The sequence below is a fragment of the Streptococcus mitis genome, from assembly GCF_003942865.1.
Classification (GTDB): domain Bacteria; phylum Bacillota; class Bacilli; order Lactobacillales; family Streptococcaceae; genus Streptococcus; species Streptococcus mitis_BI.
The window spans coordinates 38,786-63,945 of sequence record NZ_RJNZ01000012.1 but is presented as its reverse complement, the minus strand read 5'-3'; the positions used below and the strand labels follow the sequence as shown (position 1 = coordinate 63,945).

The window sequence follows — 25,160 nt, the reverse complement described above, 5'->3', positions numbered from 1 at the left end:
TATCAACCGTAGGCGACCAAGCCGCTCCAACAGTAGAGAAACCAGAGTTCCAAGGTGGAGTCAACTCCGTTATGGCCTTGAAACATGAGCTACCAGAGTACACAGGTCCATTGTCAACCGTAGGTGATCAACCAGCACCGACAGTAGAAAAACCAGAGTTTAAACTAAGTTCGTTAGAAAAAGCTCAGACTCCAGAAGCACCAGTTCAAGTTGCCAAGGAAGACAAGAGATTGCCAGAAACTGGTGAAAAGCAGTCAGAAACAGCTATTTTCTTAGCAAGTGTTGGACTAGCCTTATCTGCTATCTTTGTAGCAAAAAGTAAAAAAGATTAGTTGTGTATGACAATTAAACTCTTTCTTAATAGTATTCTAAATCAGTGGAGTGTATAGAACAAAAAACCTGAGAAGTAAAATTGGCCTTCTCAGGTTTTTCTTATCTAATTATTTGATTTAACAAAGAAAAGATTGAAAAACCACCCAATTTTTGGGTGGTTAGTAATTTATTGTTGAGCTGGCTGAGGATTTTGGTTAGGCTGACCTTGATTGGTACTTGGTTGTTGTGTTACCGTATTCTCATTGGTTCCAGCATTGGGAGTAGCTGTATTTGCATTTGGATTTGCGTTTGAGTTTGGTGTCGTTACACTTGACTGAGAGGTTGAGGTTTCTGGAGCCTGACTCGCAGGAGCGGGTGTAGAACTTTGTTGAGTAGAAGGAGCAGTCCATGTAGGACGAGCACCGTTCTTAAAGACATATTCTCCACTTCGATATAAGCCCTCAGGCATAGTCCAATCTCCAGGATGATTATCTTCAGAAAGATAGGTCATCATTGAGCGGTAAACCTTGGCTGCAACATAGAAGCCATCACCAACAATAGGAGTAAGACGATTTGAGTAACCCGTCCATACAGCCATCGAATATTTACGAGTATAGCCGACAAACATTTCATCTGGTGCAACATAGCCTGAGTTTTTGATATATTTCTCAATTTCTTCATCTGTATAGTTTGATGTACCAGTTTTACCAGCTTGAGGTAGCCATGGAAGATAGGCACCACGACCTGTTCCGTATGCTAAAACAGTTTTCATCATTTCTGTCATCATATAGGCAGTCGTCTCTTTCATAGCTCGAGTGCCAGGGTCAGAAAATTCTTTTGAGCTGCCGTCACTAAAGACAATCTTGTTAACGTACATTGGTTTATGGTAGATACCACCATTCGCAAAAGCTGCGTAGGCAGCTGCCATTTTCTCACTACTTGCTCCGTACTGTTTGTTGGATTCAGTTGTATTACTAGAGATAGCATTCGCATAGTGCAGACTTGGATAATAAATACCGAGTCCGTTTAGGAAGGTTTTTGCTTTATCTAAACCGACCTTATTAAGAGTTTCAACCGCTGTGACATTGCGTGATTGTTGAAGAGCATACTGGATAGTAATATTTCCAAAGTAGCCTTTATCCCAGTTGTAGACGGGAGTATCAGTACCTGGATAGTTATAAGGAACATCATGTACTATAGTTGCAGTAGAGTCATAGACTCCATATTCTAAAGCGGGAGCATAGTCAGTGATTGGTTTCATCGTAGAACCCCAGTCACGGTTGGTTTCAACGGCTTGGTTGATTCCGAAAGATACATTACTTGATTGGTGACGGGCACCTAACTGAGCAATGACTTTACCATTTGTTACATCTACGATAGTTGAAGCTACTTGGAGTTCATCATCAGGATAATTAACGTATTCATCAGTATTGTAAATATCCCAGAGGCGTTGTTGAACCTCGGTGTCAACATTGGTGTATACTTCCATACCGGTAGTTAGAAGGTTGTAGCCAGTTTCTTGCTCTACTTGATCAATTATTTCCTTTAGGTAATTGTCCATGTAAGCAGGATAACTGTTACCGGATTTTAGGCTTTGTAGACCTTCAGTAATTGGTGTGTTGATCGCTTTTTCATATTGCTCTGCTGTGATGAATCCTTGACCCTTCATCTCGGATAGGACAAGATTACGTCGTTCCTGAGCTACTTCAGGATGAGAGTATGGGTCATACTGATTTGGAGCCTGAGGCATTCCTGCGAGGAGTGCTAACTGCGGTAAGTTCAAATCTTTAAGATCTTTCCCGTAGTAGTTCTGTGCAGCAGTTTGCATTCCGTAGTTACCGTTTGACATGTAGACCTTATTAATGTAGTAGGTTAGTATTTCTTGTTTCGTAGCTTTTTGCTCTAGTTGAACCGCTAGCCAAGCCTCCTGTGCTTTACGTGATAAGGTTTGATCAGCAGTTGAAGTAGAAAAATAAGTCAACTTAATCAATTGCTGAGTTAAGGTTGAAGCTCCTTGGAGTCCCCCTCCGCCTCGGAGATTTCTCAATGTTGCCCCAAGGATACGAATAGTATCAACTCCACGGTGATTAAAGAAACGATGGTCCTCAATAGAAATAATAGCATTAACTAATTCCGTTGGAATTTCATTTGATTGCGCATTGACACGACGTTCTGCTCCAAGATCGGCAATCAGTTCGTCTTTGCTATCGTATATCTTACTTGAGGTTGTCGCGACTAGTTTACTTTCGGACAGAGACGGAGCCTTGCTAACATAGTAGAGAAAAAGCCCTCCGCCTAGGACAACAGCTGCGATAAATACAGTTAAGAAGCCGATACTTACATACTTAGCTATTCGCAGGATAGTTTGTTTGTTCATCTTGTTTTACCACCTAGTAAATGTTCTTTGATAATGTCGAGATAGGGAATTTGAGGAAAGGCGCCTTGCTTAATCAAATATCCGTATTCTTTGATATATCCAAGTGGCATTGATTTTTGGCCCTTATCTTGATGATAAAAGCGAATCAAATCAAGTGCCGGCAACAAATAAGTTTCTTGTTGAGAAGAAAAATGAAGTAGTACGAAGCAAATTCCCTGCTGTTCTAGAACTTGTTCCATATGCTGAATCTGATGAAGGTGAAAATTCTTCATTGGAATAGCATTCTTTTGTCGTGTTTCCTTGGCTTCAAAGTCAATGTAATGTCCTCTATATACGCCAGAGTAATCGGTTGTGGAAGCTTGTCTAAAATAGGCTTCTACAATTTTGGCTCGACTACGTTGAGGATAGTCTACTCGAACGATCTGAACAGGCGTTGGCTTTTTATGGATAACTGCCATGCCATGTGTCAGATAGTAGTCGTTGGTAGCGTTAATCATCTTTTCAAAAGTCATTCCTCGATTTGCGAAATTTTTTGGTTGAGAAATGGATGTTTGGCTTTTTTTCGATGAAATTTTATGAGGATAGTTGACCATATTTCTCCTTATTGGTACAATAACATCACTCTATTATACCATAAAAATAGAAAGAAAGGTGTAAAAATGACTACAGCCTTAATTATGGGATATTCTAATTTTGACTTGGGTTTGTTTAATGAAAAAGATATCAGGTTAAAAATTATAAAGAAAGCCATTCGCCGTGATTTAGAAAATTTAGCAGAAGAAGGGATTAAATGGCTGGTCTTTACAGGGAACTTGGGATTTGAATCTTGGGTGCTTGATGTCGCAAATGAAATGAAAGAAGAATATGATTTTAGCCTAGCGACCATTTTTGATTTTGAAACACACGGGGAAAATTGGAATGAAGCTAATCAGCTTAAACTTAGTCAATTTAAGCAGGTAGACTTTGTCAAATATGCCTATCCTAAATATGAACATATGGGGCAACTACGAGATTACCAACGATTTTTGCTGGAAAATACTGACTTAGCTTATTTTTTCTATGACCCAGAAAATGAGACCAAATTAAAATTTATAGACAATTTGATGAAAAATCAGGAAGGTTATCGCATAAAAAGGTTAACGTTTGAAGACTTAAATGAGCTAGTAGAAAATTTTTCTGAAAAGTAAGCCTTTGACCTTGATTTTTGTTTGGCTTTTTTTATATAATAATACTAGCAAGCGAGAATGGAGAGAGACATGGCAAGTATTATTTTTTCAGCGAAAGATATTTTTGAACAAGAGTTTGGACGTGAAGTTCGTGGGTATAGTAAGGTAGAAGTTGATGAGTTTTTGGACGATGTCATTAAGGACTATGAAACCTATGCTGCCTTGGTCAAGTCACTTCGTCAGGAAATTGCGGATTTGAAGGAAGAATTAGCTCGTAAACCGAAACCTTCACCAGTTCAAGCAGAGCCTATGGAAGCGGCAACTACAAGTTCTATGACGAATTTTGATATTTTAAAACGTCTAAATCGTCTTGAGAAAGAAGTATTTGGTAAACAAATTTTGGATAACTCTGATTTATAAGAGCTTATTTGAAAAGTGCAATTTTTGGATAATCGCGTGAGGAGAATTTCTTTTCATGAGGAAAGTCCATGCTAGCACAGGCTGTGATGCCTGTAGTGTTTGTGCTAGGCGAAACCATAAGCCTAGGGACGAGAAATCGTTACGGCAGTTGAAATGGCTAAGTCCTTGGATAGGCCAGAGTAGGCTTGAAAGTGCCACAGTGACGGAGTCTTTCTGGAAACGGAGAGAGTGGAACGCGGTAAACCCCTCAAGCTAGCAACCCAAATTTTGGTCGGGGCATGGAGTACGCGGAAACGAACGTAGTATTCTGACTGCTATCAGCTAGAGCTGTTAGTGGTAGACAGATGATTATCGAAGGAAGTGGTCCTAGTCACTTCTGGAACAAAACATGGCTTATAGAAAATTGCATATAGGTTGGGGCTGAGAAATTTTCTCAACCTCATTTTTTAAAGTGGACATATAGAAAGGTCTTGCAAGACTGTAACATGAAAAAAGAATTTAATTTAATTGCAACTGTGGCAGCAGGTCTTGAAGCTGTCGTTGGTCGTGAAGTGCGAGAGTTGGGTTACGATTGTCAGGTTGAAAATGGACGTGTTCGTTTTCAAGGAGACGTTAGAGCCATTATCGAAACCAACCTCTGGCTTCGGGCAGCAGACCGTATCAAAATTATCGTAGGAACGTTCCCAGCTAAGACTTTTGAAGAGCTCTTTCAGGGAGTTTTCACTCTAGATTGGGAAAATTATTTACCACTTGGGGCTCGTTTTCCGATTTCGAAAGCAAAATGTGTTAAATCTAAACTTCACAATGAGCCCAGTGTTCAGGCTATTTCAAAGAAGGCTGTTGTTAAGAAGTTGCAGAAACACTATGCCCGTCCAGAAGGTGTTCCTCTGATGGAGAATGGTCCTGAGTTTAAGATTGAGGTCTCTATTCTGAAAGATGTGGCAACTGTCATGATTGATACGACAGGGACTAGCCTCTTTAAACGTGGCTATCGTACCGAAAAGGGTGGGGCTCCTATCAAGGAAAATATGGCGGCAGCCATTTTGCAACTCTCTAACTGGTATCCAGACAAGCCCTTGATTGATCCGACCTGTGGTTCAGGAACTTTCTGTATCGAGGCAGTTATGATTGCCAGAAAGATGGCTCCAGGACTTCGTCGCTCCTTTGCTTTTGAGGAATGGAACTGGATTAGCGATCGCTTGATCCAAGAAGTGCGTACAGAAGCCGCTAAGAAAGTGGATCGTGAGCTTGAGCTAGATATCATGGGTTGTGATATCGATGCACGTATGGTGGAAATTGCTAAGGCCAATGCTCAAGCAGCAGGTGTTGCAGGAGATATTACCTTTAAGCAGATGCGCGTGCAGGATTTGCGTTCTGATAAAATCAATGGAGTGATTATCTCTAACCCGCCTTATGGGGAACGCTTGTCAGATGATGCAGGGGTTACCAAGCTTTATGCTGAAATGGGTCAAGTATTTGCGCCTCTGAAAACGTGGAGCAAGTTTATCTTAACCAGTGATGAAGCCTTTGAGACCAAGTACGGTAGTCAAGCGGATAAGAAGCGTAAGTTGTACAATGGAACCTTAAAAGTTGATTTATATCAATATTTTGGTCAGCGTGTTAAGCGCCAAGAAGTGAAGTAGAAAGGATAAGATATGGATCAGAAGAGACGTGACCGGCATGAGAAACATGATCAAGAGCCACAATTTGATTTTGATGAAGCTAAAGATTTGACAGTAGGTCAAGTTATTCGTAAGAATGAGGAAGTTGAAGCTGGGGTGCTTCCCGAAGATAGTATTCTAGATAAATATATAAAGCAACATCGTGAAGAGATTGAAGCAGATAAGTTTGAAACACGACAGTTCAAAAAAGAAGAGCTAGCAGCCACTCAAAGTTTAGAGGAATTGATTCAAGCAGTTCGAGAAACGAGTGATACTACTGCAGATGAAGAAGTAGGAGAAAAAGCCTCTACAGATGCTACAGACACAAATAGTTCAAACTTTGTTTTGCCTCCTCTAGAGGAAAAAAGTCAAAAGATAGAACCTCTAGTTGTAACTAAGGAAGGTGTTGATGAAGATGACGAGGTCCAAGAAGATGAAACAGTTTTACTGTCGAGAGCTACTGCCATAGAGACAGAAACAGAAGCAGATTCTATAAAGAAACGAGTGATGATCATCGCTTCAGTACTGATTGTAATTGTTATCCTGCTGGGGAGCTATTTTGTCTACCGTCAAATCTCACGCTCAAACCAAGAGATACAATCTTCACAATCAGCTTCAACCGACCAAGCTACGCAAACAGCGTTACAAGAGTTTAATACTTTCTATGATGCCTTCTATACAGATAGCAACAAAACGGCTTTAAAAAATAGCCAGTTTGATAAATTGACGCAACTTAAAACCTTGCTTGATAAGCTGGAAGGTAGTCGTGAATATACGCTTGCAAAATCTAAGTATGACAGCCTTGAAACGCAAATTAAGGCTATTCAAAATGTAAATGCTCAATTTGAGAAGCCAGCTATTGTTGATGGTGTTTTGGACACTAACGCTAAAGCTAAATCGGATGCTAAATTTAAAGATATTAAAACTGGAAATACGGAGCTTGATAAATTACTAGATAAGGCTATTAGTCTAGGTAAGAGTCAACAAACAGCTCCTTCAAGTTCAAGCTCAAGTCAAGAAAGTTCAAGTTCATCAACAGAGAGCGCTACAGGCAACACAGGTCCATCTTCAAGCGCCTCATCAAACAATTCAGTTTCTGCACGTGATGATAGCCATGGCGGTTTATCAAGTTCTGGAGTTGACCTCCAGAGAGCTTCAAGTCGTGTGCCGTTCAATCAATCGGCTGTTGATGATAGCAATAACTCTGCTTGGGATTTCGCGGATGGTGTTTTGGAACAAATTTTAGCGACTTCACGCTCACGTGGTTATATTACTGGTAACCAATACATCCTTGAACGTGTCAATATCGTTAATGGCAATGGTTATTACAACCTCTACAAGCCAGATGGAACCTATCTCTTTACCCTTAACTGTAAGACAGGATACTTTGTTGGAAATGGTTCTGGACATGCGGATGCTTTGGACTACTAAGCAGTCGTTACAAAATTCTTTCTTTTCAAAAGTAAAAATGATAAAATAAAACAAATCAAATAAGAGGAGTGTCAAATGACAAAAGCTAACTTTGGTGTCGTAGGTATGGCCGTAATGGGTCGTAACCTTGCCCTTAATATTGAATCTCGTGGTTACACAGTTGCTATCTACAACCGTAGTAAAGAAAAAACGGAAGATGTAATTGCTTGCCATCCTGAAAAGAACTTTGTACCAAGCTATGACGTGGAAAGTTTTGTAAACTCAATCGAAAAACCTCGTCGTATCATGCTCATGGTTCAAGCTGGACCTGGTACAGATGCTACTATCCAAGCCCTTCTTCCACATCTTGACAAGGGTGATATCTTGATTGACGGCGGAAACACTTTCTACAAAGATACAATCCGTCGTAATGAAGAATTGGCAAACTCAGGTATCAACTTTATTGGTACTGGGGTCTCTGGTGGTGAAAAAGGTGCCCTTGAAGGTCCTTCTATCATGCCTGGTGGACAAAAAGAAGCCTACGAATTGGTTGCGGATGTTCTTGAAGAAATCTCAGCTAAAGCACCAGAAGATGGTAAACCATGTGTGACTTACATCGGTCCTGATGGAGCTGGTCACTATGTGAAAATGGTTCACAACGGTATCGAGTATGGTGATATGCAATTGATCGCAGAAAGCTATGACTTGATGCAACACTTGCTAGGCCTTTCTGCAGAAGATATGGCTGAAATCTTTACTGAGTGGAACAAGGGTGAATTGGACAGCTACTTGATCGAAATCACAGCTGATATCTTGAGCCGTAAAGACGATGAAGGTCAAGATGGACCAATCGTAGACTACATTCTTGATGCCGCAGGTAACAAGGGAACTGGTAAATGGACTAGCCAATCATCACTTGACCTTGGTGTGCCATTGTCACTCATCACTGAGTCAGTATTTGCACGTTACATTTCAACTTACAAAGAAGAACGTGTACATGCTAGCAAGGTTCTTCCAAAACCAGCTGCCTTCCAATTTGAAGGAGACAAGGCTGAGTTGATTGAAAAAATCCGTCAAGCTCTTTACTTCTCAAAAATCATTTCATACGCACAAGGTTTTGCTCAATTGCGTGTAGCTTCTAAAGAAAACAACTGGAACTTGCCATTCGCAGACATCGCATCTATCTGGCGTGATGGCTGTATCATCCGTTCTCGTTTCTTGCAAAAGATTACAGATGCTTACAACCGTGATGCAGACCTTGCTAACCTTCTTTTGGATGAGTACTTCTTGGATGTTACTGCTAAGTATCAACAAGCAGTGCGTGACATCGTAGCTCTTGCTGTTCAAGCTGGTGTGCCAGTGCCAACTTTCTCAGCAGCTATTACTTACTTTGATAGCTACCGTTCAGCTGACCTTCCAGCTAACTTGATCCAAGCGCAACGTGACTACTTTGGTGCCCACACTTACCAACGTAAAGACAAAGAAGGAACATTCCACTACTCTTGGTATGACGAAAAATAAGTAGGTCTGCCATGGGGAAACGGATTTTATTACTTGAGAAAGAACGAAATCTAGCTCATTTTTTAAGTTTGGAACTCCAAAAAGAGCAATACCGAGTTGATCAGGTTGAGGAGGGGCAAAAAGCCCTCTCCATGGCTCTTCAGACAGACTATGACTTGATTTTATTGAATGCTCATCTGGGGGATATGACAGCCCAGGATTTTGCAGACAAGCTGAGTCGGACTAAGCCAGCTTCAGTTATCATGGTCTTGGACCATCGTGAAGAATTGCAAGATCAGATTGAGACAATCCAACGCTTTGCCGTTTCTTACATCTATAAGCCAGTTATTATTGATAATTTGGTGGCTCGTATTTCAGCGATTTTCCGAGGTCGGGACTTTATCGACCAACACTGTAGTCAGATGAAGGTTCCAACGTCTTACCGCAATCTGCGTATGGATGTAGAACATCATACCGTTTATCGTGGCGAGGAGATGATTGCTTTGACTCGTCGTGAGTATGACCTCTTGGCTACTCTTATGGGAAGCAAGAAAGTTCTGACTCGTGAGCAGTTGTTGGAAAGTGTCTGGAAGTATGAAAGTGCGACCGAAACAAATATCGTGGATGTCTATATCCGTTATCTACGTAGCAAGCTTGATGTAAAAGGTCAAAAAAGCTACATTAAAACAGTTCGTGGTGTTGGTTACACCATGCAAGAATAGAAAAGCAGTTGCAGTTTTGTAACTGCTTTTTTTGAGGGGGTTTCTATATATTGACATGCAGTTTGCTCTTTGCTATAATCAGTTATGGAGGATATGTCTAATGAAAATAATAAAAAAATTGATGCAAATTGCATTAGCAGTCTTTTTCTTTGGTTTGCTAGCAACAAGTGCAGTATTGGCGGATGATGCTGATTCAGAAGGCTGGCAATTTGTCCAAGAAAATGGTAGAACCTACTACAAGAAGGGGGACCTAAAAGAAACCTACTGGCGAGTGATTGATGGGAAGTACTATTATTTTGATCCTTTATCTGGAGAGATGGTGGTCGGCTGGCAATATATACCTGCTCCACACGAAGGGGTTACGATTGGTTCTTCTCTAAGGCAAGATATTGCTTTTAGACCAGATTGGTTTTACTTTGGTCAAGATGGGGTACTACAAGATTTTGTTGGTAAGCAAGTTTTAGAAGCAAAAACTGCTACAAATACCAACAAACATCGTGGGGAACAATATGATAGTCCAGCAGAGAAAAGAGTCTATTATTTTGAAGATCAACGTAGTTATCACACCTTAAAAACTGGTTGGGTTTATGATGAGGGGCACTGGTATTATTTACTGAAGGATGGTGGCTTCGATGCTGGTATCGACAGTTTAACGGTTGGGGAGCTAGCACGTGGTTGGATCAAGGATTATCCTCTAACCTATGATGAAGAGAAGCTTAAAGCGGCTCCGTGGTATTACCTAGACCCAGAAACTGGTATCATGCAAACTGGTTGGAAGCAAATTGGCAATAAGTGGTACTACCTCCGTTCATCAGGAGCTATGGCGACTGGCTGGTATCAAGAAGGCTCAACTTGGTACTATTTAGATGCTGAAAATGGTGATATGAAAACGGGATGGCAATACCTTGGTAACAAGTGGTACTATCTCCGTTCATCAGGAGCTATGGCAACTGGTTGGGTGAAAGATGGTTCAACTTGGTACTACCTAAATGCAAGTAATGGAGATATGAAGACAGGTTGGACAAAAGTAGGAGGAAACTGGTATTATCTCAATTCCTCTGGAGCAATGGTTACAGGTAGCCAAACTATCGATGGTAAAGTTTATAACTTTGCTTCATCTGGTGAGTGGATTTAATCTTGGAGGAGATACAAATGAAACTTTTGAAAAAAATGATGCAAGTCGCACTAGCAACATTTTTCTTTGGTTTGCTAGCTACAAATACTGTATTTGCGGATACCACAGGTGGCCAATTTGTTGATAAGGATAATAGAAAATATTATGTAAAAGATGATCATAAAGCAATCTATTGGCATAAAATAGACGGTAAAACTTACTATTTTGGTGATAGAGGAGAGATGGTTGTCGGTTGGCAATACGTAGAAATTCATGGAACAGGTTATCGTGATAATTTATTTAATAATCGTCCAGTCTTAGAAATTGGCCTTCAACAGAAGTGGTACTATTTTGGACAAGATGGTGCTTTGCTAGAACAAACAGATAAACTAGTACTAGAGGCAAAAACGTCTGAAAATACAGGAAAAGTATACGGTGAACAATATACTCCATCTGCTGAAAAGAGAACTTATTATTTTGATAATAATTATGCTGTAAAGACAGGCTGGACTTATGAAGACGGCAATTGGTATTATTTAAATAAGCTAGGAATTTCTGGCGATGATTCTTACAATCCACTACCAATTGGTGAAGTTGCTAAGGGTTGGACTCAAGATTTCCATGTTACTTTTGGCATTGATAGAAGCAAACCTGCTCCGTGGTATTACCTAGACCCAGAAACTGGCATTATGCAAACTGGTTGGAAACAATTTGGCAATAAGTGGTACTACCTCCGTTCATCAGGAGCTATGGCGACTGGTTGGTATCAGGAAGGTACCACTTGGTATTATTTAGATGAGCCAAATGGCGATATGAAAACAGGTTGGCAATACCTTGGTAATAAATGGTACTATCTCCGTTCATCAGGAGCTATGGCAACTGGTTGGTATCAAGATGGTTCAACTTGGTACTACCTAAATGCAGGTAATGGCGATATGAAGACAGGCTGGTTCCAGGTCAATGGCAAATGGTACTATGCTTACAGCTCAGGTGCTTTGGCAGTGAATACGACCGTAGATGGCTACTACGTCAACTATAATGGCGAATGGGTTCAATAATGAAAGAGGCGATTGTGAAGGAAACAATCGCTTTTTTTGTGAAAATATAATAAAATAGATAGGAGAGAATCAATACTTGTGTGAAAAAAGAGACGGTTTTTCGTCTAGTAAAAGGAAAAAATGACAAAAAAAATTGGTGTCGGTCAGGCACATAGTAAGATTATTTTAATAGGGGAGCATGCGGTCGTTTACGGCTATCCTGCCATTTCCCTGCCTCTTTTGGAGGTGGAGGTGACTTGTAAAGTAGTTCCTGCAGAGAGTCCTTGGCGCCTCTATGAGGAGGATACCTTGTCCATGGCAGTTTATGCTTCTCTGGAGTATTTGAATATCAAAGAAGCCTGCATTCGCTGTGAGATTGACTCGGCTATCCCTGAGAAGCGGGGAATGGGTTCGTCAGCGGCTATCAGCATAGCGGCCATTCGTGCGGTTTTTGACTACTATCAGGCAGAACTACCTCATGATGTACTAGAAATCTTGGTCAATCGGGCTGAGATGATTGCTCACATGAATCCTAGTGGTTTGGATGCCAAGACCTGTCTCAGTGACAAGCCTATTCGCTTTATTAAAAACGTTGGATTTACAGAGCTTGAGATGAACTTATCCGCCTATTTGGTGATTGCTGATACGGGCGTTTATGGCCATACTCGTGAAGCTATCCAAGTGGTTCAAAATAAGGGCAAGGATGCCCTACCGTTTTTGCATGCCTTGGGAGAATTGACCCAGCAGTCAGAAGATGCGATTTCACAAAAAGATGCTGAAGGGCTGGGACAAATCCTTAGTCAAGCGCATTTACATCTAAAAGAAATTGGTGTCAGTAGCCCTGAGGCAGACTCTTTGGTTGAAACGGCTCTTAACCATGGTGCTCTGGGTGCCAAGATGAGTGGTGGTGGGCTTGGAGGCTGTATCATAGCCTTGGCAGACAATTTGACACACGCACAAGAACTAGCAGAAAGATTAGAAGAGAAAGGAGCTGTTCAGACATGGATAGAGAGCCTGTAACAGTACGTTCCTACGCAAATATTGCTATTATCAAATATTGGGGAAAGAAAAAAGAAAAAGAGATGGTGCCTGCTACGAGCAGTATTTCTCTAACTTTGGAAAATATGTACACGGAGACGACTTTGTCATCTCTACCGACGGATGCAACAGCTGATGCCTTTTATATTAATGGTCAGCTACAAAATGAGGCAGAGCATGCTAAGATGAGTAAGATTATTGACCGTTACCGTCCAGAAGGTGGGGGCTTTGTCCGTATTGATACTCAGAACAATATGCCTACCGCAGCGGGTTTGTCCTCAAGTTCTAGTGGTTTGTCCGCCCTGGTCAAGGCTTGTAATGCTTATTTCAAGCTGGGATTGACTCGGAGCCAGTTGGCACAGGAGGCTAAGTTTGCCTCAGGCTCTTCTTCTCGGAGTTTTTATGGACCATTAGGTGCCTGGGACAAGGATAGCGGAGAGATTTACCCGGTAGAGACAGACCTGAAACTAGCTATGATTATGTTGGTGCTAGAGGATAAGAAAAAACCAATCTCTAGCCGTGACGGGATGAAACTTTGTGTGGAAACCTCGACGACCTTTGATGACTGGGTCCGTCAGTCTGAGAAGGATTATCAGGATATGCTGGTTTATCTCAAGGAAAATGACTTTGCTAAGGTTGGGGAATTAACAGAGAAAAATGCCCTTGCTATGCACGCTACGACCAAAACTGCGTCACCAGCCTTTTCTTATCTGACGGATGCCTCTTATGAAGCCATGGACTTTGTTCACCAGATACGTGAGCAAGGAGAAGCCTGCTACTTTACTATGGATGCTGGTCCCAATGTCAAAGTTCTTTGTCAGGAGAAAGACTTGGAGCATTTATCTGAAATCTTCAGTCAGCGTTACCGCTTGATTGTGTCAAAAACAAAGGATTTGAGCCAAGATGATTGCTGTTAAAACTTGCGGAAAGCTCTATTGGGCAGGCGAATATGCTATTTTAGAGCCAGGGCAGTTGGCCTTGATAAAGGCCATCCCCATCTATATGAAGGGGGAGATTGCTTTTTCTGATAGTTACCGTATCTACTCAGATATGTTTGATTTCGCAGTGGATTTGACACCAAATCCTGACTACAGTTTGATTCAAGAAACGATTGCTTTAGTGGAAAATTTCCTCGTTTATCGTGGGCAGACCTTGCGACCTTTTTCTTTGGAAATCCGAGGAAAAATGGAACGGGAAGGGAAAAAGTTTGGTCTAGGTTCTAGCGGTAGCGTCGTTGTTTTGGTCATCAAGACCTTACTGGCTTTATATGATATTTCGGTTGATCGGGAGCTCTTGTTCAAGCTAGCCAGTGCTGTCTTGCTCAAGCGAGGAGACAATGGTTCTATGGGGGATATTGCTTGTATTGTGGCAGAGGATTTGGTTCTCTACCAGTCATTTGATCGCCAGCAGGTGGCTGCTTGGTTGGAAGAAGAAAATTTGGCGACTGTTCTGGAGCGTGATTGGGGCTTTTCAATTTCACAAGTGAAACCAACTTTAGAATGTGATTTCTTAGTGGGATGGACCAAGGAAGTGGCTGTATCGAGTCACATGGTCCAGCAAATCAAGCAAAATATCAATCAGAATTTTTTAAGTTCCTCAAAAGAAACGGTGGTTTCTTTGGTAGAGGCCTTGGAGCAGGGGAAATCAGAAAAAATTATCGAGCAAGTAGAAGTGGCCAGCAAGCTCTTAGAAGGCTTGAGCGCAGATATTTACACACCTTCGCTTAGACAGTTGAAAGAAGTTAGTCAAGATTTGCAAGCTGTTGCCAAGAGTAGCGGCGCTGGTGGTGGTGATTGTGGTATTGCCTTGAGTTTTGATGAGCAATCAACTGAAACCCTAAAAAACTGTTGGGCCGATCTGGGGATTGAACTCTTATACCAAGAAAGGATAGGACATGACGACAAATCGTAAGGACGAGCACATCCGCTATGCCCTTGAGCAGAAAAGTTCTTATAATAGCTTTGATGAGGTGGAGTTGATTCATTCTTCCCTGCCCCTTTACGACTTGGATGAGATTGATTTGTCTACAGAATTTGCAGGACGTAAGTGGGACTTTCCTTTTTATATCAATGCCATGACGGGTGGGAGTGAAAAAGGTAAAGAAATCAATCAAAAACTAGCTCAGGTGGCAGAAGCCTGTGGTATTTTATTTGTAACGGGTTCTTATAGCGCGGCCCTCAAAAATCCAACGGATGACTCTTTTTCTGTTAAGTATAGTCATCCCAATCTCCTCCTTGGAACCAATATTGGATTGGATAAGCCTGTTGAGTTCGGTCTTCAGACTGTAGAAGAAATGAATCCTCTTCTCCTACAAGTGCATGTCAATGTCATGCAGGAATTGCTCATGCCCGAGGGAGAAAGGAAGTTTAGAAGCTGGCAATCGCATCTGGCGGATTATAGCAAGCAAATTCCTGTTCCTATTGTCCTAAAGGAAGTTGGCTTTGGAATGGATGTGAAGACCATCGAGAGAGCCTATGAATTGGGCGTTCGAACCTTTGACCTGTCAGGTCGTGGTGGCACCAGCTTTGCCTATATCGAAAACCGTCGCAGTGGTCAACGTGATTATCTCAATCAATGGGGTCAGTCCACCATGCAGGCCCTTCTCAATGCCCAAGACTGGAAAGACAAGGTTGGACTCTTGGTCAGTGGTGGCGTTCGGAATCCGCTGGATATGATTAAGTGTTTGGTCTTTGGTGCTAAGGCTGTAGGACTGTCTCGAACAGTTCTGGAATTGATTGAAAACTACACAGTCGAAGAAGTGATTGGTATTGTCCAAGGCTGGAAAGACGATCTGCGTTTGATTATGTGTGCCCTTAATTGTGCCACTATAGCAGAACTGCAAAACGTAGACTATATTCTTTACGGCAAACTAAAAGAATCAAATGATCAGATGAAAAAGGCGTAACCACCGCCTTTTTTTCCATCCTCAGACTGAGGTGACTTTTTTGAATTGTGATAAAATAGAAGGGAGAGGATGAACCTATGAGAAAATTTAAAATCTTTTTATTTATCGAATCCTGTCTTCTGACAGGAGCTCTGATTTTGATGGTATCAGAGCATTTTTCGCGTTTTCTGCTGATTCTATTCCTCTTTTTGCTTTTGATTCGCTATTACACTGGTAAAGAGAGCAATAATCTTCTTTTAGTAGTGGCGACCATTCTCTTCTTTTTCATCGTTATGCTCAATCCTTTTGTGATTCTAGCTATTTTTGTTGCGGTTATCTATAGCCTCTTTCTTCTTTATCCGATGATGAACCAGGAAAAAGAGCAGACAAATTTGGTTTTTGAAGAGGTGGTGACGGTTAAGAAGGAGAAAAATCGTTGGTTTGGGAATCTTCATCATTTTTCAAGTTACCAGACTTGCCAGTTTGATGATATCAATCTCTTTCGCCTCATGGGCAAGGATACCATTCATCTAGAGAGGGTCATTCTAACCAATCATGACAATGTCATTATCCTCAGAAAGATGGTAGGAACGACCAAAATCATTGTACCTGTAGATGTGGAAGTCAGTCTCAGCGTTAACTGTCTCTATGGTGATTTGACTTTTTTCAACCAGCCCAAGCGAACCCTTCGTAATGAACACTATCATCAAGAAACAAGAGACTATCTTAAGAGTAACAAGAGTGTCAAGATTTTCTTGACCACTATGATTGGCGATGTTGAGGTGGTTAGAGGATGAAAAAACAAGCCTATGTAATGATTGCTCTCACCTCCATTTTGTTTGTCTTATTTTTCTCCCACAGCTTGCTGGAAATACTTGACTTTGACTGGTCTATTCTCCTGCATGATGTCGAAAAAACAGAAAAATTTGTCTTTTTGTTGTTGGTATTCAGCATGTCCATGACCTTTCTCTTAGTCCTGTTTTGGCGAGGTGTTGAAGAGCTTTCTCTAAGAAAAATGCAGACTAATCTTAAGCGTTTATTAGCAGGACAAGAAGTGGTTCAGATTGCAGATCCAGATTTGGATGCCAGTTTCAAGTCCTTGTCAGGTAAACTTAACCTTTTGACAGAAGCTCTTCAAAAAGCAGAAAATCAGAGTCTTGCTCAGGAAGAGGAAATCATCGAGAAAGAACGGAAGCGGATTGCTCGGGATTTGCATGATACAGTCAGTCAGGAGTTGTTTGCGGCTCACATGATTTTGTCAGGTGTCAGCCAGCAGGCTTTGAAATTGGATAGAGAAAAGATGCAGACCCAGTTGCAGAGTGTCACAGCTATTTTAGAAACAGCCCAGAAGGATTTGCGGGTCTTGCTCTTGCATCTGCGACCAGTTGAACTGGAGCAGAAGAGTCTGGTTGAGGGAATCCAAATCCTCTTAAAAGAGCTTGAGGACAAGAGTGATCTCAAGGTTGCTTTCAAGCAAAATGTGACGAAATTGCCTAAGAAAATCGAGGAGCATATCTTCCGTATCCTGCAAGAGTTGATCAGCAATACCCTCCGCCATGCCCAGGCCTCTTGTTTAGATGTCTATCTCTATCAGACAGATTTTGAATTGCAGCTGAAGGTGGTGGACAATGGGATTGGTTTCCAGTTGGGGAGTTTAGATGACCTGAGTTATGGACTGCGAAATATCAAGGAGCGGGTTGAAGACATGGCAGGGACGGTTCAGTTATTGACAGCTCCCAAGCAAGGGCTGGCAGTTGATATCCGTATTCCCCTGCTCGATAAGGAATGATAAAGGAGTAAAGATGAAAATTTTATTAGTAGATGACCATGAAATGGTCCGCTTGGGCTTGAAAAGCTACTTTGACCTCCAAGATGATGTAGAAGTTGTGGGTGAGGCTACCAACGGGTCTCAAGGTATTGACTTGGCATTGGAATTGCGTCCGGATGTCATTGTCATGGATATTGTCATGCCTGAGGTGAATGGAATTGATGCGACCTTGGCCATCCTCAAAGAATGGCCTGAAGCCAAGATTTTGATTGTGAGCTCTTATTTGGACAATGAAAAAATCATGCCTGTCTTAAATGCTGGTGCTAAGGGCTATATGCTCAAGACTTCTAGTGCAGACGAACTACTCCATGCTGTCCGTAAGGTGGCTGCTGGTGAGTTGGCCATTGAGCAAGAGGTCAGCAAAAAAGTCGAATACCACCGGAATCACATAGAACTACATGAGGATCTGACTGCGCGTGAGCGAGATGTTCTCCAACTCATCGCCAAGGGCTACGAAAATCAGCGTATCGCAGACGAACTTTTTATCTCTCTCAAGACGGTAAAGACGCACGTGTCTAACATTCTTGCCAAACTTGAAGTCAGCGATCGTACCCAGGCTGCAGTCTATGCCTTTCAGCATCATTTGGTGGGACACGAGGAGTTCTAGATGAGTCTAACAGATTTACTTAAGGAACTAGAAGCAGCAAAAGATCCTAAAAAAGCAGGGCCTATGGAGGCCTATATGCGCCATCAATTTTCCTTTCTAGGTGTTGCGGCGCCAGAAAGAAATAAACTCTATAAAAAATACTTTCCAGAAGCGAAAAAAACAAAGATTATCGATTGGGATTTTGTAGATACTTGCTGGGAAAAAGAGTCTAGAGAATACCTGTATGCGGCTGCTAATTATTTGAAAGCAATGCAGTCTTATCTAACGGAGAACGATTTACCTAAGCTTGAGTGGCTAGTCGTCACAAAATCCTGGTGGGATACCGTAGATATCCTAGATCGAGTAGTAGGGAGTTTGGTGTATGACCACCCTGAACTAGAAGAAATAATCTTAAAATGGAGCCTATCAGATAATATCTAGCTGAGACGTGTCGCTATTGATCACCAGTTGTTAAGAAAAGAGAAGACCAATGTTCAATTAATGGAAAAGATTCTGCTTCATAATTTGAACCAAACAGAATTCTTTATCAATAAAGCCATTGGCTGGGCTCTAAGAGACTACTCCAAAACCAATCCAACTTGGGTAGCAGGCTTCATTGAGAAAAACAAGGAAAGAATGGCTGACCTTAGTATCAAAGAAGCAAGCAAGTACCTCTAGCGTTGATTGAAAAGCGCATTCATTACTTGAAAAAAGTCACCCATTTATGTTATAATAGACTGTATTTAAAAAATTTTAAGGAGAAATGACAGAATGTCTGTATCATTTGAAAACAAAGAAACAAACCGTGGTGTCTTGACTTTCACTATCTCTCAAGACCAAATCAAACCAGAATTGGACCGTGTCTTCAACTCAGTGAAGAAATCTCTTAATGTTCCAGGTTTCCGTAAAGGTCACCTTCCACGCCCTATCTTCGACAAAAAATTTGGTGAAGAGTCACTTTACCAAGACGTTATGAACGCTCTTTTACCAAATGCTTATGAAGCAGCTGTAAAAGAAGCTGGTCTTGAAGTAGTTGCACAACCAAAAATTGACGTGACTTCAATGGAAAAAGGTCAAGACTGGGTTATTACTGCTGAAGTTGTTACAAAACCTGAAGTAAAATTGGGTGACTACAAAAACCTTGAAGTATCAGTTGATGTAGAAAAAGAAGTAACTGACGCTGACGTTGAAGAGCGTATCGAACGCGAACGCAACAACTTGGCTGAATTGGTTATCAAAGAAGCTGCTGCTGAAAACGGCGATACTGTTGTCATCGACTTTGTTGGTTCTATCGATGGTGTTGAATTTGACGGCGGAAAAGGTGAAAACTTCTCACTTGGACTTGGTTCAGGTCAATTCATCCCAGGTTTCGAAGACCAATTGGTAGGTCACTCAGCTGGTGAAACTGTTGATGTTATCGTAACATTCCCAGAAGACTACCAAGCAGAAGACCTTGCAGGTAAAGAAGCTAAATTCGTGACAACTATCCACGAAGTAAAAGCTAAAGAAGTTCCAGCTCTTGACGATGAGCTTGCAAAAGACATCGATGAAGAAGTTGAAACACTTGCTGAATTGAAAGAAAAATACCGCAAGGAATTGGCTGTAGCTAAAGAAGAAGCTTACAAAGATGCAGTAGAAGGTGCAGCAATTGATAAAGCTGTAGAAAACGCTGAAATCGTAGAGCTTCCAGAAGAAATGATTCATGAAGAAGTTCATCGTTCAGTAAACGAATTCCTTGGAAACTTGCAACGTCAAGGTATCAACCCTGACATGTACTTCCAAATCACTGGAACTACTCAAGAAGACCTTCATAATCAATACCAAGCAGAAGCTGAGTCACGTACTAAGACTAACCTTGTTATCGAAGCAGTTGCGAAAGCTGAAGGATTTGATGCTTCAGAAGAAGAAATCCAAAAAGAAGTTGAGCAATTGGCAGCAGACTACAACATGGAAGTTGCTCAAGTACAAAGCTTGCTTTCAGCTGATATGTTGAAACACGATATCACAATCAAAAAAGCTGTTGAATTGATTACAAGCACAGCAACAGTTAAATAATCTTAATAAACAAAAATCCCACCTGATTAGGTGGGATTTCTTATGCACTATTTTCCAAAAATCTCTTTGAGGTCTGCGTCTGTAATCCCAATCATGGCGGGGATGTTGTCCCAGTTTTCTTCGGTCAGGATGTAGAATTGTTCAGATGCACTTGATGTGGCAGTTTCTGAGACAGTTTGTTGCTTTTCTTCAACATTCTCCAATAAATCACTGAAGCGTTCAATTAGATAGGTTTTTCGGGCAGTTCCGATGTGTTGGGTGGCATAATTGAAGGCCTGTAATTCACCTAGTAAGATAAGCTTGCTTTTGGCGCGTGTAATGGCTGTATAGATGAGATTGCGCTCCAGCATACGCCTACTAGCACTAGTAATCGGTAGGATTACAACAGGGAACTCACTTCCCTGAGACTTATGGATACTCATGGCATAGGCCAAACGAATCTTGTACCATTCGTTACGTGGGTAAGAGACTTCGTTACCGTCAAAATCAATGACAATCTCGTCTTGCTTCGATTCAGTATATTTACCAGGAATCAGGTCTGTGATGGCTCCTAAATCCCCATTAAAGACATTGATTTCAGCATCGTTGACCAAATGAATGACTTTGTCTCCCTTTCGATAGTGGCACTGGGGAGCTTCAAAACTGAGTTGATCTTTTTGTGTTGGATTGAGCAGGTCTTGCATGAGCTGGTTGATAGCATCAATCCCTGCCGTCCCTCGGTACATGGGAGCCAGAACTTGGATATCACGGGCAGGGATACCACTTCTGAGGGCAGCGCCTAAGATCTTTTCAATCGTAGCTGGAATATGGCCGCTAGCAATTTCAAAGTAGGAACGGTCAGCTTTTTTCTGGGTGAAATCAGCTGGCAAGATGCCCTGTCGAATTTGACTAGCTAGGGTAACGATGGTTGATTCTTCGCTTTGCCGGTAAATTTTTTCCAAGCGAGTCTGAGGAATCAGGGGAATATGAAGCAGATCCGCTAGAACCTGTCCAGGGCTGACAGACGGTAGCTGATCGCTATCTCCCACGATGAGAATTTTACTGTTAGAAGAGATGTTGGAGAAGAGTTGATTGGCCAGCCAAGTATCCACCATAGAAAATTCATCCACGATGATAAAGTCAGCATCCAGATAATCTTCCAGATGACTGGTATCATCGTCGCCTGTCATTCCTAAATGTCGGTGTATGGTCGCGCTAGGCAAGCCTGTCAATTCGTTCATGCGCCGAGCTGCTCGACCAGTTGGAGCAGCCAGAAGAATTGGCAAGTTGCTTTTTTTCTTGAGGTCAAGTCCTTCTAAGAGGGCATAAACAGCGATAATCCCATTGATAACAGTCGTCTTACCAGTACCAGGTCCACCTGTCAGGATAAAGACCTTGTTCTGGATAGCATCATAGATAGCCTGTTTTTGAATGTTATCATACTCAATCTCCAGATCTTCTTCGACAGTAGTGATATGTTTTTGAATAGTTTCTAAATCTTGGCTCTTCTGTTTTCCTTTTTCAAGGATACGAACCAAGTGACTGCGGATGCCTTCCTCAGCGAAAAAGAGACTATTATCAAATATTTTGGTATCAATCTGCTGAACCTTGTCTTCTTCGATCAGGTAGGAGAGTTCTTGAGCCACTTGACTGGGATCCAGTTCCACGGGACGGGAAGATTCAAGGAGAGTAAGGGTTTGTTCTAGCAAATCCCGTGCTTCAACATAGGTATCCCCTGTTTCCATACAGGCCTGAAAAAGACTGTGAACTAGACCGGCGCGGAAGCGTTCAGGAGCCTGACTTTCGATGCCTAGTTCCTCCGCTAGTTGGTCAGCAATAGTAAAGCCCAAGCCCTTGATATCCTCAACCAGTTGGTAGGGATAATTTTCAACCACATCAAGGGTTTCTTCCTTGTAAAAGTCTTGAATCTGAAAGGCTAGTTTATTGGGAATGCCATAGTTGGCTAGTTTGGCTAAGATCATCTCTGTTCCGTAGTTGAGACGGAGGGTGGAGACGAAAGCCTCGCGATTTTTGGCAGAGAGACCTGAGATGCCTTCTAGCTTTTCTGGGTGTTGCAAAATTTCGTCAATGGTATTGTCGCCATAGGTGTCCACGATTTTCTGAGCTGTCTTGAGACCAATTCCCTTGAAATGGCTACTGGAGAAGTACTTAACCAGCCCCTTGCTAGTTGGTTTTGCGCGTTCATACCGACTGATTTGCAGTTGCTCCCCATACTTGGAGTGCTGGACAATTTGTCCCCAAAATGTATAGTCTTCTCCCTCAATTACATCAGCCATGGTTCCTGTGACAATGATTTCAAAATCATCAAAATCCTCTGCGTCCGTATCTTCGATTTCTAGGAGGAGGATGCGATAAAAATTGCTGGGATTTTCAAAAATAATCCGTTCAATGGTTCCTGAAAAATAAACTTCCATAAAATTCCTTTGCATGAATAGGTGAGAGTTGGGGTTGTTTTTACTATAGTCAATAAACGATCACTTCTCACGATAGAAGAAGAGGCTGAGATTGTTGATTCTCGGCCTCTTCGATTTCTTAAAATGTTCCGATACGGGTGATTGGCCAGAAGCGGAATTTAGCTTCCCCTGTGATATCTTTTGCTTTAAAAGTACCTACATGGCGGCTGTCGCTCGAAACCAAACGGTCATCTCCGAGGAGAAGGTATTCTCCTTCTGGAACAGTAAAGCTAAAGTTGGTGTTGTAGTTGACATCAACTGTGAAGGCTTGAGCTTTTTGAGCGATACTTCTAAAGAAAGTTCCTTTATTTCCTTCAAATCCCTTGCCTGAGTAGGTGCTTTGGAGTTTGTCGTCCTTAAAGCGTTTGATGTAATCAGCTAGGTAAGGTTCGTCTGTCTCTTTATCATTGATGTAAAGTTTATCGTTTTCGTAACGGATGGTGTCGCCAGGCATTCCGATGACACGTTTGACAATGTCCTTATTACCGTCTTCCTCATGAGCCACAACGATATCAAATCGGTCAATAGGGAGGTGTTTGACAACAAAGAGGATTTCGCCATCCGCTAGGGTAGGATCCATGGAATGTCCTTCTACGCGGACGTTACTCCAAAAAAAGATACGACTTAAAGCTAGTAATGACAGAATTAGGAGGAACAATCCCCACTCTTTTAAGAAATTTTTAAATGAATTCATAATTTACCTTTCTAAGCGTTTTTTCGCTTTTTCAGTATTTTTAAAGTGCAGTTTGGCGCAGAAGTTGAGTCCCTGCATACCATAGGCTTGCAAAATTTGGCTAGCCACCTTATCAGAAGCCGTTACAGCTCCACTTGGAAGTTGATAGCCCAGTTCTCGTCCCAGATTTTCAAGATTTTCCAGAAAGAGATCACGCGCAATGATAGAAGAAACTGCGACAGCCAAGTATTTGCCCTCAGCCTTTTCTTCTAAGCTGATAGGATTGCTGAAACGATTGGCCTCTTGTGCCAAGTATTTGTCATAATTTTTAGCACTGGTAAAGGCATCAATTACAATTTTCTCAGGCTGAACACCTTTTTGAAGGAGGAGATAGATAGCCTGATTATGGAGAGCCACCTTAACAGAAACAGCATTGTAGCGGTCTCCGATGACCTCGTTGTACTTGCTTGGTGAGAGAAGTAGTGCCTGGTGCTGGATTTTTTCCTTGAGGATAGGGGCAATCTGACGAATCTTTTGGTCGGTCAGAGTCTTGGAATCCCCCACACCGAGTTTTCGCAAGAAGTCATGCTGGTCAGGTGTGACAAAGGAAGCCACAACTGCAAGTCCACCAAAGTAGGAACCATTTCCCACCTCATCTGTCCCAATTAAAGGGAAATTTTGTCCGCTGTTTTGCTCTAGAACTTGATAGCCAAAGAAACGAGCGTATTTCTCAGCCCCTTCACCCTGAAGCAAGACTTTTCCAGAAGTATAGATAGAAGCCGTTGCCTGAGGCAATCTCAAAAAGTAGCGGATATAGGGGTTCTTACTGGGAGCCAGACTGCTTTGATAGTGTTCAAGGAAAGCCTGGATCTCCTTTTCGCTTGGTTTGAGTGTTATACTTGCCATAGTTTCTATTGTACCACAAAAGCAGGAGAATTTGTAAAAACTGACAAAGTTAGCGAATTTTGGTATAATATCGTGAGGTGAATTTTATGGCAAATCTAAATCGATTCAAATTTACATTCGGGAAAAAATCATTAACCTTGACAAGCGAACATGATAATCTCTTTATGGAGGAAATCGCTAAGGTTGCGACAGAAAAATACCAAGCAATTAAAGAACAAATGCCTAGTGCAGATGATGAAACAATCGCCCTTTTGTTGGCAGTCAACTGTTTGTCAACTCAACTCAGCCGTGAGATTGAATTTGACGATAAGGAGCAAGAATTAGAAGAACTCCGTCACAAGCTTGTGACTTGCAAGCAAGAGCAGAGCAAGATTGAGGATTCCTTATGATTTCACTCCTTCTTCTTTTGGTCTTGGCTTGGGGATTTTATATCGGCTATCGGAGAGGCCTGCTCTTACAAGTTTATTACCTGATTTCAGCCATGGCATCGGCTTTTATGGCTGGCCAGTTTTATAAGGGACTTGGAGAACAATTCCATTTATTGCTTCCTTATGCAAATCCGCAGGAAGGTCAGGGAACTTTCTTCTTCCCATCAGATCAACTCTTTCAGTTGGATAAGGTCTTTTACGCAGGTATCGGCTACTTGCTTGTATTTGGGGTTGTCTATAGCATCGGTCGTTTGCTTGGTCTCCTGTTACACTTACTACCTAGTAAAAAACTGGGTGGCAAGTTGTTCCAAGTTTCAGCAGGTATCTTGTCCATGTTGGTGACCTTATTTGTCTTGCAAATGGCCTTGACCATCTTGGCGACCATTCCCATGGCAGCTATACAAAATCCTCTTGAAAAGAGCATCGTTGCAAAACACATCATCCAGAGCATACCAGTAACGACTAGTTGGCTCAAACAAATCTGGGTGACAAATTTAATCGGATAAAAAGGGCAGGATTTTTCCTAGCCCTTTGTTTACAGATTTGACTAGAATCTATCAGAATGTAAAAAGCTACCTCAAAGACAAGGA

General features: G+C 41.7%; 24 protein-coding genes, 1 other RNA gene and 1 pseudogene. 21 read left to right on the top strand and 5 right to left on the bottom strand.

The window, feature by feature from the left end; genetic code table 11:
• Window positions 1-332: SIALI-17 repeat-containing surface protein (locus D8845_RS08335; protein ID WP_142998974.1), on the top strand; the 332-nt coding region annotated here is incomplete at its 5' end.
• Between the two features lie 167 nt (window positions 333-499).
• Here D8845_RS08335 and pbp1a read toward each other — a convergent pair.
• Both pbp1a and recU read right to left on the bottom strand, forming a co-directional pair.
• Entirely contained in the window at window positions 500-2,689 is a 2,190-nt protein-coding gene (gene pbp1a, locus D8845_RS08330; RefSeq protein WP_125453130.1) for a penicillin-binding protein PBP1A, read from the bottom strand.
• Window positions 2,686-3,282: a Holliday junction resolvase RecU gene (recU, locus tag D8845_RS08325; RefSeq protein ID WP_125453129.1), complete on the bottom strand. Its 597-nt coding sequence runs from the start codon at window positions 3,280-3,282 to the stop codon at window positions 2,686-2,688. Before recU ends, pbp1a begins: the two co-directional genes overlap by 4 nt.
• A gap of 66 nt (window positions 3,283-3,348) precedes the next feature.
• Between recU and D8845_RS08320 the strand changes: the two genes are divergently transcribed.
• From D8845_RS08320 to tig, 18 genes and pseudogenes are all read left to right on the top strand, one after another.
• Entirely contained in the window at window positions 3,349-3,876 is a 528-nt protein-coding gene (locus D8845_RS08320; RefSeq protein ID WP_125453128.1) for a DUF1273 domain-containing protein, read from the top strand.
• A 69-nt stretch (window positions 3,877-3,945) separates the two neighbouring features.
• Window positions 3,946-4,275, top strand: a complete 330-nt coding sequence (gene gpsB, locus D8845_RS08315) for a cell division regulator GpsB (RefSeq protein ID WP_185756847.1) — start codon at window positions 3,946-3,948, stop codon at window positions 4,273-4,275.
• Between the two features lie 20 nt (window positions 4,276-4,295).
• Window positions 4,296-4,676: RNase P RNA component class B (gene rnpB / locus D8845_RS08310), an RNA gene on the top strand.
• An 84-nt stretch (window positions 4,677-4,760) separates the two neighbouring features.
• On the top strand, window positions 4,761-5,918 hold the full coding sequence (locus D8845_RS08305) for a THUMP domain-containing class I SAM-dependent RNA methyltransferase (RefSeq protein ID WP_125453127.1): 1,158 nt from the start codon (window positions 4,761-4,763) through the stop codon (window positions 5,916-5,918).
• A 12-nt stretch (window positions 5,919-5,930) separates the two neighbouring features.
• Entirely contained in the window at window positions 5,931-7,367 is a 1,437-nt protein-coding gene (gene mapZ, locus D8845_RS08300; RefSeq protein ID WP_125453126.1) for a cell division site-positioning protein MapZ, read from the top strand.
• 75 nt (window positions 7,368-7,442) lie between these two features.
• Entirely contained in the window at window positions 7,443-8,867 is a 1,425-nt protein-coding gene (gndA, locus tag D8845_RS08295) for an NADP-dependent phosphogluconate dehydrogenase (protein WP_125411082.1), read from the top strand.
• 11 nt (window positions 8,868-8,878) lie between these two features.
• Entirely contained in the window at window positions 8,879-9,568 is a 690-nt protein-coding gene (locus tag D8845_RS08290) for a response regulator transcription factor (protein WP_050283620.1), read from the top strand.
• A 100-nt stretch (window positions 9,569-9,668) separates the two neighbouring features.
• A complete protein-coding gene (gene cbpF, locus D8845_RS08285; RefSeq protein ID WP_125411083.1) occupies window positions 9,669-10,703 on the top strand; it encodes a choline-binding protein CbpF in 1,035 nt (344 codons plus the stop codon).
• Between the two features lie 17 nt (window positions 10,704-10,720).
• On the top strand, window positions 10,721-11,740 hold the full coding sequence (gene cbpC / locus D8845_RS08280; RefSeq protein WP_125453125.1) for a choline-binding protein CbpC: 1,020 nt from the start codon (window positions 10,721-10,723) through the stop codon (window positions 11,738-11,740).
• Window positions 11,741-11,860: 120 nt separating this feature from the next.
• Window positions 11,861-12,739, top strand: a complete 879-nt coding sequence (mvk, locus tag D8845_RS08275) for a mevalonate kinase (RefSeq protein ID WP_125453124.1) — start codon at window positions 11,861-11,863, stop codon at window positions 12,737-12,739.
• The gene (mvaD, locus tag D8845_RS08270; RefSeq protein WP_125453123.1) at window positions 12,721-13,674 is read left to right on the top strand and encodes a diphosphomevalonate decarboxylase; all 954 of its coding nucleotides are present in this window, start codon (window positions 12,721-12,723) and stop codon (window positions 13,672-13,674) included. Before mvk ends, mvaD begins: the two co-directional genes overlap by 19 nt.
• The gene (locus D8845_RS08265) at window positions 13,661-14,668 is read left to right on the top strand and encodes a phosphomevalonate kinase (RefSeq protein WP_125453122.1); all 1,008 of its coding nucleotides are present in this window, start codon (window positions 13,661-13,663) and stop codon (window positions 14,666-14,668) included. Before mvaD ends, D8845_RS08265 begins: the two co-directional genes overlap by 14 nt.
• The gene (fni, locus tag D8845_RS08260; protein ID WP_125453121.1) at window positions 14,652-15,662 is read left to right on the top strand and encodes a type 2 isopentenyl-diphosphate Delta-isomerase; all 1,011 of its coding nucleotides are present in this window, start codon (window positions 14,652-14,654) and stop codon (window positions 15,660-15,662) included. Before D8845_RS08265 ends, fni begins: the two co-directional genes overlap by 17 nt.
• A 77-nt stretch (window positions 15,663-15,739) precedes the next feature.
• Window positions 15,740-16,438 carry a cell wall-active antibiotics response protein LiaF gene (liaF, locus tag D8845_RS08255; protein WP_125453120.1) on the top strand — a complete coding sequence of 233 codons (699 nt, stop codon included), beginning with the start codon at window positions 15,740-15,742 and terminating at the stop codon, window positions 16,436-16,438.
• Entirely contained in the window at window positions 16,435-17,430 is a 996-nt protein-coding gene (locus D8845_RS08250) for a sensor histidine kinase (RefSeq protein WP_125453119.1), read from the top strand. The genes liaF and D8845_RS08250 overlap by 4 nt, the downstream gene beginning before the upstream one ends.
• A gap of 13 nt (window positions 17,431-17,443) precedes the next feature.
• Window positions 17,444-18,076: a response regulator transcription factor gene (locus D8845_RS08245; protein ID WP_125451856.1), complete on the top strand. Its 633-nt coding sequence runs from the start codon at window positions 17,444-17,446 to the stop codon at window positions 18,074-18,076.
• A pseudogene (locus tag D8845_RS08240) lies at window positions 18,077-18,733 on the top strand (DNA alkylation repair protein). It begins immediately after the preceding gene.
• Window positions 18,734-18,826: 93 nt separating this feature from the next.
• On the top strand, window positions 18,827-20,110 hold the full coding sequence (gene tig, locus D8845_RS08235; protein WP_050390433.1) for a trigger factor: 1,284 nt from the start codon (window positions 18,827-18,829) through the stop codon (window positions 20,108-20,110).
• Between the two features lie 47 nt (window positions 20,111-20,157).
• Here tig and D8845_RS08230 read toward each other — a convergent pair whose 3' ends face one another.
• From D8845_RS08230 to rnhC, 3 genes are all read right to left on the bottom strand, one after another.
• Entirely contained in the window at window positions 20,158-22,524 is a 2,367-nt protein-coding gene (locus tag D8845_RS08230; RefSeq protein ID WP_125453118.1) for an ATP-dependent RecD-like DNA helicase, read from the bottom strand.
• Between the two features lie 118 nt (window positions 22,525-22,642).
• Complete coding sequence (gene lepB, locus D8845_RS08225) at window positions 22,643-23,257, bottom strand: signal peptidase I (protein ID WP_001083986.1); 615 nt, start codon at window positions 23,255-23,257, stop codon at window positions 22,643-22,645.
• A 3-nt stretch (window positions 23,258-23,260) separates the two neighbouring features.
• On the bottom strand, window positions 23,261-24,142 hold the full coding sequence (rnhC, locus tag D8845_RS08220) for a ribonuclease HIII (RefSeq protein WP_125453117.1): 882 nt from the start codon (window positions 24,140-24,142) through the stop codon (window positions 23,261-23,263).
• Between the two features lie 86 nt (window positions 24,143-24,228).
• Between rnhC and zapA the strand changes: the two genes are divergently transcribed.
• Window positions 24,229-24,531: a cell division protein ZapA gene (gene zapA, locus D8845_RS08215; RefSeq protein ID WP_000002019.1), complete on the top strand. Its 303-nt coding sequence runs from the start codon at window positions 24,229-24,231 to the stop codon at window positions 24,529-24,531.
• Window positions 24,528-25,076 (top strand): CvpA family protein, encoded by a 549-nt coding sequence (locus D8845_RS08210; RefSeq protein WP_125453116.1) that lies wholly within the window; start codon window positions 24,528-24,530, stop codon window positions 25,074-25,076. Before zapA ends, D8845_RS08210 begins: the two co-directional genes overlap by 4 nt.
• Window positions 25,077-25,160: the final 84 nt, after the last annotated feature.

Coding starts and splice junctions, on each gene's coding strand:
- pbp1a (WP_125453130.1), bottom strand. CDS start 2,689: ATGAACAAACAAACTATCCTGCGAATAGCTAAGTATGTAAGTATCGGC.
- recU (WP_125453129.1), bottom strand. CDS start 3,282: ATGGTCAACTATCCTCATAAAATTTCATCGAAAAAAAGCCAAACATCC.
- D8845_RS08320 (WP_125453128.1), top strand. CDS start 3,349: ATGACTACAGCCTTAATTATGGGATATTCTAATTTTGACTTGGGTTTG.
- gpsB (WP_185756847.1), top strand. CDS start 3,946: ATGGCAAGTATTATTTTTTCAGCGAAAGATATTTTTGAACAAGAGTTT.
- D8845_RS08305 (WP_125453127.1), top strand. CDS start 4,761: ATGAAAAAAGAATTTAATTTAATTGCAACTGTGGCAGCAGGTCTTGAA.
- mapZ (WP_125453126.1), top strand. CDS start 5,931: ATGGATCAGAAGAGACGTGACCGGCATGAGAAACATGATCAAGAGCCA.
- gndA (WP_125411082.1), top strand. CDS start 7,443: ATGACAAAAGCTAACTTTGGTGTCGTAGGTATGGCCGTAATGGGTCGT.
- D8845_RS08290 (WP_050283620.1), top strand. CDS start 8,879: ATGGGGAAACGGATTTTATTACTTGAGAAAGAACGAAATCTAGCTCAT.
- cbpF (WP_125411083.1), top strand. CDS start 9,669: ATGAAAATAATAAAAAAATTGATGCAAATTGCATTAGCAGTCTTTTTC.
- cbpC (WP_125453125.1), top strand. CDS start 10,721: ATGAAACTTTTGAAAAAAATGATGCAAGTCGCACTAGCAACATTTTTC.
- mvk (WP_125453124.1), top strand. CDS start 11,861: ATGACAAAAAAAATTGGTGTCGGTCAGGCACATAGTAAGATTATTTTA.
- mvaD (WP_125453123.1), top strand. CDS start 12,721: ATGGATAGAGAGCCTGTAACAGTACGTTCCTACGCAAATATTGCTATT.
- D8845_RS08265 (WP_125453122.1), top strand. CDS start 13,661: ATGATTGCTGTTAAAACTTGCGGAAAGCTCTATTGGGCAGGCGAATAT.
- fni (WP_125453121.1), top strand. CDS start 14,652: ATGACGACAAATCGTAAGGACGAGCACATCCGCTATGCCCTTGAGCAG.
- liaF (WP_125453120.1), top strand. CDS start 15,740: ATGAGAAAATTTAAAATCTTTTTATTTATCGAATCCTGTCTTCTGACA.
- D8845_RS08250 (WP_125453119.1), top strand. CDS start 16,435: ATGAAAAAACAAGCCTATGTAATGATTGCTCTCACCTCCATTTTGTTT.
- D8845_RS08245 (WP_125451856.1), top strand. CDS start 17,444: ATGAAAATTTTATTAGTAGATGACCATGAAATGGTCCGCTTGGGCTTG.
- tig (WP_050390433.1), top strand. CDS start 18,827: ATGTCTGTATCATTTGAAAACAAAGAAACAAACCGTGGTGTCTTGACT.
- D8845_RS08230 (WP_125453118.1), bottom strand. CDS start 22,524: ATGGAAGTTTATTTTTCAGGAACCATTGAACGGATTATTTTTGAAAAT.
- lepB (WP_001083986.1), bottom strand. CDS start 23,257: ATGAATTCATTTAAAAATTTCTTAAAAGAGTGGGGATTGTTCCTCCTA.
- rnhC (WP_125453117.1), bottom strand. CDS start 24,142: ATGGCAAGTATAACACTCAAACCAAGCGAAAAGGAGATCCAGGCTTTC.
- zapA (WP_000002019.1), top strand. CDS start 24,229: ATGGCAAATCTAAATCGATTCAAATTTACATTCGGGAAAAAATCATTA.
- D8845_RS08210 (WP_125453116.1), top strand. CDS start 24,528: ATGATTTCACTCCTTCTTCTTTTGGTCTTGGCTTGGGGATTTTATATC.